The sequence below is a fragment of the Yeosuana sp. genome (assembly GCF_057126245.1).
In genome coordinates this window covers 1-12,474 of the sequence record NZ_DBNGMQ010000019.1, presented here as the reverse complement: position 1 = coordinate 12,474, position 12,474 = coordinate 1, and the positions used below count along the sequence as shown (strand labels likewise).

The 12,474-nt window shown below is 31.2% G+C and carries 13 protein-coding genes; 4 read left to right on the top strand and 9 right to left on the bottom strand.

Going from position 1 to position 12,474, the window contains the following annotated elements:
* Positions 1 to 2: 2 nt before the first annotated feature.
* A complete protein-coding gene (locus AC15TD_RS01730) occupies positions 3 to 404 on the bottom strand; it encodes a DUF2059 domain-containing protein (protein WP_484450413.1) in 402 nt (133 codons plus the stop codon).
* A gap of 118 nt (positions 405 to 522) precedes the next feature.
* Between AC15TD_RS01730 and AC15TD_RS01725 the strand changes: the two genes are divergently transcribed.
* Positions 523 to 1,581: a 2Fe-2S iron-sulfur cluster-binding protein gene (locus AC15TD_RS01725; RefSeq protein WP_484450412.1), complete on the top strand. Its 1,059-nt coding sequence runs from the start codon at positions 523 to 525 to the stop codon at positions 1,579 to 1,581.
* Between the two features lie 26 nt (positions 1,582 to 1,607).
* Here AC15TD_RS01725 and AC15TD_RS01720 read toward each other — a convergent pair whose 3' ends face one another.
* Complete coding sequence (locus AC15TD_RS01720; protein ID WP_484450411.1) at positions 1,608 to 2,630, bottom strand: glycosyltransferase family 9 protein; 1,023 nt, start codon at positions 2,628 to 2,630, stop codon at positions 1,608 to 1,610.
* 39 nt (positions 2,631 to 2,669) lie between these two features.
* Complete coding sequence (locus AC15TD_RS01715) at positions 2,670 to 3,275, bottom strand: DUF4254 domain-containing protein (protein ID WP_484450410.1); 606 nt, start codon at positions 3,273 to 3,275, stop codon at positions 2,670 to 2,672.
* Positions 3,276 to 3,436: 161 nt separating this feature from the next.
* Here AC15TD_RS01715 and upp point away from each other — a divergent pair, with 161 nt between their 5' ends.
* A complete protein-coding gene (gene upp, locus AC15TD_RS01710; RefSeq protein ID WP_484450409.1) occupies positions 3,437 to 4,096 on the top strand; it encodes a uracil phosphoribosyltransferase in 660 nt (219 codons plus the stop codon).
* Here the strand turns inward: upp and AC15TD_RS01705 are convergent.
* Positions 4,085 to 5,008: a DUF6427 family protein gene (locus AC15TD_RS01705; RefSeq protein ID WP_484450408.1), complete on the bottom strand. Its 924-nt coding sequence runs from the start codon at positions 5,006 to 5,008 to the stop codon at positions 4,085 to 4,087. The two genes, upp and AC15TD_RS01705, sit on opposite strands and share 12 nt — an antisense overlap.
* Before the next feature lie 82 nt (positions 5,009 to 5,090).
* Between AC15TD_RS01705 and AC15TD_RS01700 the strand changes: the two genes are divergently transcribed.
* Positions 5,091 to 5,318 carry a DUF6341 family protein gene (locus AC15TD_RS01700; RefSeq protein ID WP_484450407.1) on the top strand — a complete coding sequence of 76 codons (228 nt, stop codon included), beginning with the start codon at positions 5,091 to 5,093 and terminating at the stop codon, positions 5,316 to 5,318.
* Here AC15TD_RS01700 and purD read toward each other — a convergent pair.
* Entirely contained in the window at positions 5,313 to 6,584 is a 1,272-nt protein-coding gene (gene purD, locus AC15TD_RS01695) for a phosphoribosylamine--glycine ligase (RefSeq protein WP_484450406.1), read from the bottom strand. The genes AC15TD_RS01700 and purD overlap by 6 nt on opposite strands.
* A gap of 38 nt (positions 6,585 to 6,622) precedes the next feature.
* On the opposite strand from purD, the gene AC15TD_RS01690 reads away from it, so the two are divergent.
* Positions 6,623 to 7,984 (top strand): phenylacetate--CoA ligase family protein, encoded by a 1,362-nt coding sequence (locus AC15TD_RS01690; RefSeq protein WP_484450405.1) that lies wholly within the window; start codon positions 6,623 to 6,625, stop codon positions 7,982 to 7,984.
* On the opposite strand, the gene AC15TD_RS01685 is transcribed toward AC15TD_RS01690, so the two are convergent.
* Genes AC15TD_RS01685 through AC15TD_RS01670 form a run of 4 tightly spaced genes read right to left on the bottom strand, consistent with a single transcriptional unit; the run spans position 7,968 to position 12,466 of the window.
* Complete coding sequence (locus AC15TD_RS01685; RefSeq protein ID WP_484450404.1) at positions 7,968 to 8,747, bottom strand: glycosyltransferase family 2 protein; 780 nt, start codon at positions 8,745 to 8,747, stop codon at positions 7,968 to 7,970. The two genes, AC15TD_RS01690 and AC15TD_RS01685, sit on opposite strands and share 17 nt — an antisense overlap.
* A 9-nt stretch (positions 8,748 to 8,756) precedes the next feature.
* Entirely contained in the window at positions 8,757 to 10,166 is a 1,410-nt protein-coding gene (locus AC15TD_RS01680) for an exopolysaccharide biosynthesis polyprenyl glycosylphosphotransferase (RefSeq protein WP_484450403.1), read from the bottom strand.
* Between the two features lie 3 nt (positions 10,167 to 10,169).
* A complete protein-coding gene (locus tag AC15TD_RS01675) occupies positions 10,170 to 11,156 on the bottom strand; it encodes a UDP-glucuronic acid decarboxylase family protein (protein ID WP_484450402.1) in 987 nt (328 codons plus the stop codon).
* Positions 11,153 to 12,466 carry a UDP-glucose dehydrogenase family protein gene (locus tag AC15TD_RS01670; protein ID WP_484450401.1) on the bottom strand — a complete coding sequence of 438 codons (1,314 nt, stop codon included), beginning with the start codon at positions 12,464 to 12,466 and terminating at the stop codon, positions 11,153 to 11,155. Before AC15TD_RS01670 ends, AC15TD_RS01675 begins: the two co-directional genes overlap by 4 nt.
* Between the last annotated feature and the right edge of the window lie 8 nt (positions 12,467 to 12,474).

Below are 12,474 nucleotides of genomic sequence, written 5' to 3'. Positions count from 1 at the left end.
TCTTAGTTATATTTCTGTGCAATACCAGACACTTCCATGCCCCAAGACTGACCAAACATCATTGCTTTTTGTGTTAATCCCAGTTGTTTTTCTGCTAATTTTTTTCCTAAGTCTGTATTATAAAATGCTACTAATTCACTAATTTCTTCTTGCGTGAATTCCTCCATGTAAAGTTCAGCCATTTTATCATATAATCCAACTAGTGTACCATTAGCCTCTTTTGTATAGGCCTCTTTATTTTCTTCGGAAACCCCAGCACCAATTTGAGCAATCGCATTTTCAAAAGCAGATGTCGCACCCGTTATTTTTATAAATTCAACCGTTTCTTTTTTAAAGTCGTCATTTTCTTGAGCTTGTGTAGTAACAGCTAACATAAATAAACATACGAGTAAGACTTTTTTCATTATTTTTTATTTTAATGGTTAATGTGATTTAAATATATGTATTAATAGATTTAGAAATGTTACAGACAAAGTTAAAATTTACAAGACAACTTTACTATTTTTGTAAAAAAAAGAATATATGTCTTCATTTTATAAACTTTCCATTCAAGAAATTATTAGAGAAACCAGTAAATCTATCAGTATCACTTTTAATGTTCCTAATAATTTAAAAAAGGTTTTTTCTTTTAAAGCCGGCCAATATATCACCTTAAAAACCCAACTTGACGGGCATGAAGTAAGGCGTGACTATTCGTTGTGTTCTTCTCCTAAAAGCGGACTACTTAAAGTAGCCATAAAAGAAGTAAAAGACGGCACGTTTTCTGCTTATGCCAACAATTCCCTAAAAGTTGGTGACGATTTAGAAGTAGCTCCTCCTAAAGGGCGCTTTATTTTTGAACCTAATGACGCGAAAACTAAAAATATCGCAGCTTTTGCAGCAGGAAGTGGTATTACGCCTGTTTTAAGCATTATAAAATGTGCACTTGAAGAGGAAAAACACAGCAAAGTGATTCTTGTTTATGGAAACAAAACGACGGGAGACACCATGTTCTTAAATGAGCTTTTAAATCTTCAACATCAATATAAGGACCGTTTTGCTATTCAATTTGTATTTAGCCAAGCTCAAGAAGACGATGCTATTTTTGGTAGAATTGAAAAAAGCACGGTTAACCTTATTGTAAAAAATAAGTATAAGCACATTGATATTGATGCGTTTTATCTTTGTGGCCCAGAAGCCATGATTCAAACCGTAAAACATGTATTAACAGATCACGCTGTTGCAGAAGAACGCATTCATTTTGAACTGTTTAAAGCTGCTAAGCCTGCCGACATTGAAAAAAATTCGACTGTTGAATCTGGGAAAACAAAAATAACAGTTATCGTAGATGACGAAGAAACCACTTTTGAAATGTCTCAAAAACAAACCGTTTTAGAAGCTGCTCTTGATGAAGATTTGGATGCGCCTTATTCTTGTCAAGGTGGAATTTGTAGTAGCTGTTTGGCCCGCATAAAAGAAGGGGAGGCAACTATGAGGCAAAATAATATACTAACAGATAAAGAAGTGGCCGAAGGCTTAATTTTAACTTGTCAAGCAAATCCAACAACACCTATATTGGTCGTTGATTATGATGATGTATAAATGAATATTTGCCTAAAAGGGAGACGCTAAATTATAGATTTTATTTTTTTAATAACTGTTTCTGGTAGAATACTTCTTGAGGCTTCTTTATAACCTTCTGGGTATTTATTTCCATAAACAGATGTTGGTATATCCATAAATTTTTCTTTATCTGATAACAACATATAATCACTTGGCTGATTAAAAGGCGCAAACCCAGCATATGGATGCGTAACACCCCAAATAGTAATAACTTTTATTCCTAACATAGCGGCCATATGAGCATTTCCAGAATCCATAGAAAGCATAACATCTAGGTTAGAAATTACATCTAATTCTTCATCAAGCGTTAATTTACCTGCAAGGTTTTTAACGTTTTTAAAATAGGATTCCAAATCATTTAAAATTTCAATCTCTTTGGTTCCTCCGCCAAATAACAAAATGTTATAGTCTTTTGCCAATGTCTGGATAACTTCTTTCATTAAATCTAACGGATACATTTTACCTTCATGAGCTGCAAAAGGCGCAATTCCAATAAGGGTTTTATTGTTAGTTCCTAATACGTCTTTTAGTTTATCGTTTAAAATTGCCTTTTTAGGATATGTAGGATTCGATAAATTAATAGGGAATCCTAATTTTTGAAAAACATCGGCATATCTCTGATGGGTTGTCTTTAAAGGTTCGAAAATAACACCCGATATGAGTGCATCCTTAAGACTTCTTCCTTTGTCAATAAACACAAAGCGTTTATATTTTAAGAAAAATTTTAAAATTCTACTTCTAAGTACATGATGTAAATCGGCAACCGCATAAAACTTATTTTCTTTATTAAGTTGATTGCCTAATTTATAAAGTCCTGAAACACCTTTATGCTTGCCTTTAACTTCAGCCGCGAAAAATGATACATTTTTTAAATCTCGAAAAAAAGATTTGAAAAGTGCTCTTGAAAGTACTGTAATCTTTAATTCTGGATATTGCTCTGTCAAAGCTCTTAACACAGGAACTGTCATCGCAACATCACCCATTGCTGAAAGGCGAATAACAAGAATGTGTTTATCTAATTTTGACATTTCAACAAAGGCAACTAAAATTAATATGTTCTAAAAGACTTATTTTTGAGTACGGAGAACAGGATTTAACTCATCGTCATTATACATTTTCATTTGCTTATAAACTTTCATGTATTTATCACCTTTTTCAATGTCTTTTAACAAGGTGTCAATAGCGGTTGAAAGGTCTACACGTTGTTCTAATAAAATGTCTAACTTTTTCTGACAAGCATCTCTGTGAGTTTCTGTTGCATCTTTACGTGTTGCTTCCTCATTCATATGATAAATTTTCAAAGCTAAAATTGACAATCTATCAATTCCCCAGGCAGGACTTTCCGTATTTATTGTAGCGTTCTCTTTAGGGATAACATCTTTGTATTTATTCAGAAAATAACCGTCAATATACTCAACCATATCCGTTCTGTCTTGATTGGATGCATCTATTTTACGTTTTAATATTAAGGCTTCAACCGGATCAATATTTGGATCTCTTATTATATCTTCAAAATGCCACTGAACAGTGTCAATCCAACATTTTCTATACAATAAATGTTCTAATAAATCACTTTCGTTATACTTGTTGGTAAAAGGTTGATCAACTGTATTTATAATGTGATATTTAGAAATAACCTCTTGAAAAATAGCATTCGCTTTTGTTGTAAACATGATGTATAAATTTTAAAGTGCAAAAATACGGAAATTATATAAGAAACTTGTGTAAACCAAAATTGTAGTTTTGTGTTTTCTTATATTAAAAAATGTAATCTACAACTATATTATACTTCTAATTAGTTAACTTTACTACTCAAAAAATTATCTATTAACGCATGCATATTCATAATTTATCACTACACAATTCGATACTGAATACTTTTATTTCAGAAATTAGAGACATCCATGTTCAAAAAGACAAGATGCGTTTTAGAAGAAATATTGAGCGTATTGGTGAGGTTTTGGGTTATGAAATGAGTAAACATTTGCATCATCATTCAACTAAGGTTACAACACCTTTGGGTTTTTGCAATATGAATATTGTTGATAATGATATTGTTTTATGCTCTATTTTAAGAGCTGGTATTCCTTTGCATAATGGTCTTTTAAATTATTTTGATGATGCCGAAAACGGCTTTATTTCCGCTTATAGGCATCATCTGGAAAATTCTAATGACTTTGAAATTAAAGTTGAATATTTAGCCTGTCCGAATCTTGAAAACAAAACCCTCGTTTTAGCGGATCCTATGCTAGCTACCGGACGATCTATGGTGAATGCTTTTGAAGCTTTAAAACCTTTTGGTAAGCCAAAAACCATTCATTTAGTAAGTACTATTGGTGCCCAAGAAGGCGTTAATTATGTGAAAAATTATTTTTCTAAAGATGTCCATTTATGGATTGCAACCATAGATAATACTTTAAACGAAAAAGGATATATTGTTCCTGGTCTTGGTGACGCTGGCGATTTATCTTTTGGAGAAAAACTACAACATTAATAATGCAAAAGGGGTTATGATTAAAATTGCAATAAAGAGTTCTTTAAACCATTTCTCCTTTATACTTTCAATGTAATTGGTTATCATTATTGACAACGGTGCAAACAAAAATAAAAATTCACTTCCTTGTTTTTCTGGCTCCAAAATGACCACAAAAAACGCCACTAATAACACAATTAATATAATTTTAAATGAAGGCTTAAGGGCATTCTTTTTTTTCTGAACAAGTTTTACATAAAAAATTGAAGACCAAATACCAAATGAAAACAATAAGGTAATTGCTATTAAGTATTGCGGTGTATTGTAATTAATATAATTATAACTAACATCCATTGAAATATTTAATATTTCAAAAAAATTATCATAAAGTACAACAGACAAACTTGATGAAATAATAAAAATAGTGGCAAAACCAATAAATGGAATTATCCAATTTTTTACTCTATTATCGGTATATAATAGTAAGGTACCAAAAATCACAACAAAAAATAAAATGGCCCAAAAATAAAATAGGGCAGCAATAGAAAGCCAAACCGCTGCGTCAAATAATTTTTTTTTAATTTTTGTTTGACTTCTTAAACTTAAGATTCGTCTTAAACCAAGCAGTACAAATATGTTTGCCATAATCATACTTCCATTAGTTGTTGTTTGAGGGAGCAATAAAAAAAATAAACCAAATAACAGAATTTGATAATGATTATTATTCGTCAGGCTATTCTTAGCGACTATAAAATTTAAAAGTAAAATCGAAAAATAACACAGAAGAAACCAAAATGTTTTTTCAAAAAAAGTACTAACCGACATTGATTCTATAAATGGCTTTATATTGGCTATCGAAAAGGCCAAAAGCATTATAAAAAAAACAATGACAAAATTTATTGGTTTTGATTTATTAAAAATACTTGCAATCATTAACTCTTTTTGTATTTTTGCTTTGTAAATATACTAACTAAGGAACGATATGTTTCTTAGTGGATCAAAAAAAAATAAACTTATGAAAGATATCTTTTACGCTATACAAGATTTATTTGTAAATGTCCTTTTTGCTCCTTTCGATGCTTTAAGAGCTTTAGAACTAGAGAATTGGTGGACAGCCAATATAATGTCTTGGTTATTTATAGTGGTTGGTTTTATAGCTATGGTTTATTGGATGCTAGAGCTTAAAAAATTCAATGATAATAATGAGGAAGATAAAAGTATATCTTCTCATTCATATTTATAAGTCGAATCCAATATCCTTACGATAATACATCTTATCAAAATGTAGTTTTTCTATATTCTGGTAAGATTTTTTTATAGCTTCTTGGTACGTCTTTCCATAAGACGTTATCGCCATAACACGCCCACCAGAAGTTACTACGTTTCCATCTTTCATACTTGCACCCGCATGAAATGGAATAGAATCAACAATATTTTCTATGCCCGTAATTTCTTTCCCTTTTTCATACGCTTCAGGGTAACCACCAGACACTAACATAATTGTTGTTGCTGCACGCTCATCAATTTCAATAGTGATTTCATCTAAGGCTCCATTAGCCATAGCTTTCAGAATTTCAACAAAATCATTTTTTAGTCTTGGTAACACAACTTCGGTTTCTGGATCACCCATACGTACATTATATTCAATCACTTTAGGATCGTCGCCCACTTTAATCAATCCAATAAAAACAAAACCCACATACGGTAAGTTGTCCTTTTTAAAACCTTCAATAGTTGGTTTAACAATACGTTCTTCAATTTTATTAAGAAATTCATTTGTAGCAAATGGTACTGGAGAAACCGCGCCCATACCACCTGTATTTAAACCTGTATCCCCTTCTCCAATACGCTTGTAATCTTTAGCTGTTGGTAGAATTTTATAGTTATTACCATCGGTTAATACAAAACAACTAAGCTCAATGCCATCAAGAAACTCTTCAATAACGACTTTGTTGCTCGCCTGACCGAATTTAGCATCTACCAACATGCTTTTCAGCTCGGCCTTAGCATCTTCTAAATTGTTAAGAATAATAACACCTTTACCAGCAGCCAAACCATCTGCTTTTAAAACATACGGCGCGTTTAAAGTCTCTAAAAACGCATAACCTTTTTCAACGGATTCTTTTGTGAAACTTTTATAAGCCGCCGTTGGAATATGATGACGATATAAAAATTCTTTAGCAAATTCTTTACTACCTTCTAATTCTGCCGCTTTTTTTTGTGGCCCAATAACGGCCACATGCTTTAAAGCTTCATCGTTTAAAAAGAAATCATGAATACCTAGTACTAATGGGTCTTCTGGACCAACCACCACCATAGTGATGTCTTTTTCTAATACTAATTCTTTAATCGCCTCAAAGTTTGTGACACCAATATTTACATTCGTAGCTATTTCAGATGTTCCAGAATTACCGGGAGCAACAAATAGGTTGCTGCATAACGGACTTTGTACAATTTTCCAAGCGAATGTATGTTCTCTCCCGCCGGAACCAAGAATTAAAATATTCATTGTGTTGTGTTTTCTTTTGAAGAACAAAAATAAAATTAATGACCCCAATTCACGAATATTTTTTATTTACTTTACAAAAAATATCGATTATTTTGAAATTGTTTGATCTTTCTTTAAAACTTAACGGATTTCCTATAAAAGAGGCTAAAATTGCGTTGAAATCAATTCAAAAAAACACTGATAACGATTTTGAAGCTTACCTTTCTCAAAAAAAAGAAGAGATATTAACTTTTCACTTAACACATAATCCGTTTTATAAATCATTTGCAAGACAGGCTAATCCTAAAGACTGGAATAGTATCCCGGTGATGACAAAGCGCCATTTGCAACAACCTTTAGGCCATCGGCTTTCGGTAGGTTTTAATATAAAAAATATACATATACATAAAACCTCAGGATCTTCTGGTGACCCCTTTATTTTTGCCAAAGATAAATTTTGTCATGCCTTAACTTGGGCTGTTTTTCAAGATCGATTTGGCTGGTTAGATATTGATTTTAATTCCTCGAAACAAGCGCGTTTTTACGGTATTCCATTACATAAAAAAGGATATTATAAAGAACGGATTAAAGATGCTTTGGGTAACCGGTTTCGATTTTCAGTTTTTGATTTAAGTGATACCCAACTTAAAAAAAACCTGATTAAATTTAAAACGACACCTTTCGATTATATAAATGGCTATACCAGTTCAATTGTTCAATTTGCTAAATTTTTGAAAAAAGAAAAAGTTGTTTTAAACAACCTTTGTCCGTCATTAAAATACTGCATTGTTACTTCTGAAATTCTTTTTGAAACCGATAAAAAGCTTCTAGAAACCCAGTTTGGAATTCCTGTAATTAACGAATATGGTGCCGCCGAATTAGGCTTGATTGCCTTTCAAAATAAAAAAAGCGAATGGATTATAAATTCAGACGATTTATTTGTTGAAATACTCGATGATGACAACCGTATTTTGCCCTACGGCGAAGAAGGTCGTGTCGTGATTACCTCTTTGTTCAATAAAGCACATCCGTTTATTCGCTACGATCTAGGTGACCTTGGTGTTCTTTCGAAGAAAAGTACCCTTAAAAAACCTATTTTAGAGACCCTTATTGGAAGAACTAATGATATTGCTGAATTACCTAGTGGGAAAAAAGCAGCTGGTTTAACCTTTTATTACATTACCAAAAGTATTATTGAAGATGATGGAAACGTTAAAGAATTCATTATTGAACAACATACGAAAAGAAGCTTTAAAATTAAGTACAGCAGCGACAGGACACTTTCTTCTGAAGAAATAAAACGAATTACTTCAGGCATAGACACTTATCTTGAAAAAGGCCTTTCCCTAGAATTTGAAAAGCAGGACCCCATAAAACGATCGAAAAGCGGTAAGCTAAAACAGTTTAAGAGTTTTCTGTAGACACCGTTTGTTTTGATTTTATAAAAAAGTGTTCTATTAAAAATATCATTAAATGATAAAAGGATTTATACTCTGAAAATCCTAAGCCTTTTTTATACACCCAATAATTATATTTTAAAAGATTTACCTTGTTTGAAGACACAGAATCTTGTCTAACTCTATAATATGCTAATGATTCCGATAGGCTTTTAGCTGGTTTACCGGACTTTTTAATAGCAGATAGCCATAATAGCCAATCTTGGCGTTTACGTAGATTAGGGGTTGTTATTTTGCCTATAACCTTAGCATTATAGATTCCTGTTAAATTACCAATGTAATTGCTCTTCAAAAGTTTTTGATACGTTAAAGAAGGAAGCGCTTTTATGGTTTTTTGAATTAGCTGTCCATTTTCATTTATCAATTCATAACTAGAAAAACACACATCAAGGTAATGCTTAGTCATAAATTCAATCTGCTTTTCTAATTTTTTAGGTTTCCATAAATCATCCGCATCCAAAAAAGCTATAAATTCACCATTTGCCTCAACAATTCCTTTATTTCTAGAAATGGCTGCACCTGAGTTTGCTTGGTTTTTAAGGAGTTTAATATTGGAGTTTTTATCAATAAATACTTGAACAACTTGAAGTGTTCGATCGGTTGAATCATCATCAATTAGTAATAATTCCCAATTTTTATAGGTTTGATTTAATACGCTGTTGATACATTCGGAAATAAAGGCTTCCGAATTATGCATGGGTGTTATTACAGAAACTAAAGAACTCAATATAAAAAATTAATATGCTTTATCTTCACCTTTAAAGATATTAAGAATTGTATGGAATATTATATTTAAATCTAATAATAGCGACCAATTTTCAATATAAAAAATATCGTATTTAACGCGATTAATAATATCGTTGTCTCTTTCTACTTCACCTCTATAACCTTTTATTTGAGCCAAGCCTGTAATACCCGGTTTTACATGGTGTCTAAATATAAAATTGTATTTATCTATTTTTTTAGAATAATCATCGGTATACGAAGGCATATGAGGCCTTGGACCAACAACAGACATATCTCCTTTTAAAACATTTATAAACTGAGGTAATTCATCTAAATTAGTTCGGCGTAAAAACTTCCCTATAGACGTTAATCTACTATCATTAATTTTTACATAGGTGCCTTTAATCTCTTGGGTGGTTTTTAACGACCTATATTTAAAACAATAAAATTCTTTATAATTAATTCCATTCCTCTTGTGCTTGTAAAATAAGGGACCTTTAGATTCCAATTTTATTAAAATAAATAAAATAATTGAAAGCCATGAAAGGATAAAAATCAATACAAATAATGAAAAAAAAACATCAAAAGTTCTCTTCATCCATTTATTAAAGTTGTTGCTTAATTCCCCTTCTTGTATGGAAAGAACCGGTATGTAAGAATAATAATCTGTACGAAGTCTTTTTGTGTACAGTTTTTCTGTATTTGGGACAAATTTAATATTGCAATGATGTAAATCTGAATATTTAACATACTCATTAACTTCCTTCTCTGTTAATTCGTCAATAGCACAATATATTTCGTCAATATTTTGATTCGTTTCTAAAAAAATAAAACTATCAGCTATCGTTCCTGTAATATTTTTGTTTTTTGTATTACTAAAAATACCTTTCAAATTATATCCTAGATTCTTATTTTTAGCAAATATCTTTTTTAACTCTTCTGAGCTTTGACCACCACCAGAAATAATCACATTTCTCAAATTCCCATTTAAGTACCTGCGAAAGGTTTTTAGCATGTAAAAACTCAACAATTTAATAAGTCCAATTGTACTGAATGAATATAACAAATAAGTAAAGGTAGTTATCGATGGTATTTTTATACTTCTAAACACTCCAAGAAATGCAAAAGTGATTACGCCAAAAACTAAAAATTGTTTTGTTAAAAGAGAAATTATATTTAAAAACGAAGTGTATCTATAAACCTTATAAAAATTTAAAAGTTCCGTAGATACTAACCAAAAAACAACGGAGTAAATAGAATATAATACATACTTATTATTAAGAATTTTGAATGAAAAAAAGTATAAATTTTCATCATTGAAATTTAATAAAAAATATGCAAAGATATTAATAACAAAAAGATCAAAAATAATTAAAATTGGTCTTAATAGCCAAGAGTATCTTCCTCGAATATATTCCATAAGCTATGTGTTTATATAGCCAGTAAAATCTTTATGCTCGCTTTTGAAAAGCTCTTCTTGAGTAAAGCTCTTAAAATAATCAAAGGTAATTTTCATTCCTTCAGCTCTACCAACTTTTGGCTCCCAGTTTAGAAGTTTTTTTGCTAAAGATATGTCTGGTTGTCTCTGCATTGGGTCGTTTACGGGTAAATCTTTATAAATAACCTTTTGAGATGTTCCTGTTAGTTTGATAATCTCATCTGCAAAATCTTTGATTGTTATTTCATTAGGATTCCCAATATTTACTGGATAAGCATAATCACTTAACAATAATCTATAAATCCCCTCAACTTGATCATCAACAAAACAAAACGATCTTGTTTGTGAACCATCTCCAAATATAGTTAAATCTTCTCCTCTTAACGCTTGCCCCATAAAGGCGGGAATAACGCGCCCATCATTCAATCGCATTCTTGGACCATAAGTATTAAAAATACGCACAATTCGTGTTTCTAATCCATGAAATCTATGATAAGCCATCGTAATTGATTCTTGAAAACGCTTGGCTTCATCATAAACACCACGAGGACCAATGGTATTTACGTTTCCATAATAATCTTCCGTTTGAGGATGAACTAATGGATCACCATAAATTTCAGAAGTAGAAGCAATAAGAATTCTTGCTTTTTTCTCTTTTGCCAGACCTAATAAGTTATGCGTTCCTAAAGAACCTACTTTTAAGGTTTGAATGGGTATTTTTAAATAATCAATAGGGCTTGCTGGAGATGCAAAATGTAAAATATAATCTAGTTGTCCATCAATTTTAATAAATTCTGTAACATCGTGTTCAATAAATTCAAAACTACAGGAATTGTTTAAATGTGAAATGTTTTTTTTATCACCCGTAATAAAATTATCCATTCCAATAACTTTATAACCTTCTTTAATAAATCGATCACATAAATGTGATCCCAAAAATCCAGCCGCTCCTGTTATTAAAATTTTTTTCATATTTTTTTTATCTGTCTACCAATTGAACTATAATAAAATCCTTCGTTTTCCATTTCCTCCAAATCATAAAGATTTCGACCATCAAAAATTACGGGTTTATTTAGATTAGATTTTAACTTATCAAAATCAGGGGTTCTAAAAAGACTCCATTCTGTACAAATTATTAAAGCATCCGCATTTATTGTAGCCTCATATTTATTCAACGAATATTTAATTTTATCACCAAATTTTATTTTAACATTAGGCATTGCTTCTGGATCAAAAACATTAATATTGGCTCCTTTATTCAATAAATCTTCTATTATATATAAAGCAGGTGCTTCTCTGATATCATCAGTTTCTGGCTTAAAAGCTAAACCCCAAATAGCAAAATTTTTACCTTCTAATTCATTATTAAAATAGGATTCAATTCTTGGGATTAATATTTTCTTTTGAATATCGTTCACTTTAATAACAGCATTCAATATATTGAAATCATACCCTATATCTTTACCAGATTTATGTAATGCCTTTACATCTTTTGGGAAACACGAACCCCCATAACCAATTCCTGGAAATAAAAATCGCTTTCCTATTCTAGAATCTGTACCCATGCCGGCTCTTACCTTATCTACATCTGCGCCTACCTTTTCACAAAAATTGGCTATTTCATTCATAAAGGTAATTTTTGTTGCTAAAAAAGAATTAGCTGCATATTTAGTAAGTTCAGCAGATTTTTCGTCCATTATAATGATTGGATTACCTGACCTAACAAAAGGCTTATATAGTTTTTCCATTAACTCAATCGCCTTTTCTGAGCTTGAACCTATCACTATACGTTCAGGTTTTAAAAAATCATCAACAGCAAACCCTTCACGTAAAAACTCAGGATTTGAAACCACATCGAATTCTACATTTGTTTGACTAGAAATTGCCTCTATTACTTTTTCAGCTGTTCCTACTGGAACCGTACTTTTATCAACTATTACTTTATAGGTTTTTAATAACTTCCCAATCTCAGTAGCACATCCTAACACATAAGATAAATCAGCTGATCCATCTCCATCTTCAGGTGTTGGCAATGCTAGAAATATAATATTTCCATGCTCTAAACCTTCTTCCAAAGAGGTAGAAAAATTTAATCTACCAGCCTTAATGTTTCTTTGAAATAAGACATCTAAATGGGGCTCATAAATTGGTACAACCCCTTTTTTCATTATATCGACCTTTTTCTTATCAATATCTATACACAATACATTATTGCCCGCTTCTGCTAAACACGTTCCTGTTACCAAGCCTACGTAGCCTGTTCCTATTACTGATACTCTCATTTAACTTT

What these genes read in the sequence shown, in the direction of transcription:
- purD (WP_484450406.1), bottom strand. Translation starts at nt 6,584, where the DNA reads ATGAATATTTTAATTCTTGGTTCCGGCGGGAGAGAACATACATTCGCT.
- AC15TD_RS01700 (WP_484450407.1), top strand. Translation starts at nt 5,091, where the DNA reads ATGAAAGATATCTTTTACGCTATACAAGATTTATTTGTAAATGTCCTT.
- AC15TD_RS01720 (WP_484450411.1), bottom strand. Translation starts at nt 2,630, where the DNA reads ATGTCAAAATTAGATAAACACATTCTTGTTATTCGCCTTTCAGCAATG.
- AC15TD_RS01675 (WP_484450402.1), bottom strand. Translation starts at nt 11,156, where the DNA reads ATGAAAAAAATTTTAATAACAGGAGCGGCTGGATTTTTGGGATCACAT.
- AC15TD_RS01725 (WP_484450412.1), top strand. Translation starts at nt 523, where the DNA reads ATGTCTTCATTTTATAAACTTTCCATTCAAGAAATTATTAGAGAAACC.
- upp (WP_484450409.1), top strand. Translation starts at nt 3,437, where the DNA reads ATGCATATTCATAATTTATCACTACACAATTCGATACTGAATACTTTT.
- AC15TD_RS01730 (WP_484450413.1), bottom strand. Translation starts at nt 404, where the DNA reads ATGAAAAAAGTCTTACTCGTATGTTTATTTATGTTAGCTGTTACTACA.
- AC15TD_RS01705 (WP_484450408.1), bottom strand. Translation starts at nt 5,008, where the DNA reads ATGATTGCAAGTATTTTTAATAAATCAAAACCAATAAATTTTGTCATT.
- AC15TD_RS01715 (WP_484450410.1), bottom strand. Translation starts at nt 3,275, where the DNA reads ATGTTTACAACAAAAGCGAATGCTATTTTTCAAGAGGTTATTTCTAAA.
- AC15TD_RS01680 (WP_484450403.1), bottom strand. Translation starts at nt 10,166, where the DNA reads ATGGAATATATTCGAGGAAGATACTCTTGGCTATTAAGACCAATTTTA.
- AC15TD_RS01670 (WP_484450401.1), bottom strand. Translation starts at nt 12,466, where the DNA reads ATGAGAGTATCAGTAATAGGAACAGGCTACGTAGGCTTGGTAACAGGA.
- AC15TD_RS01690 (WP_484450405.1), top strand. Translation starts at nt 6,623, where the DNA reads ATGACCCCAATTCACGAATATTTTTTATTTACTTTACAAAAAATATCG.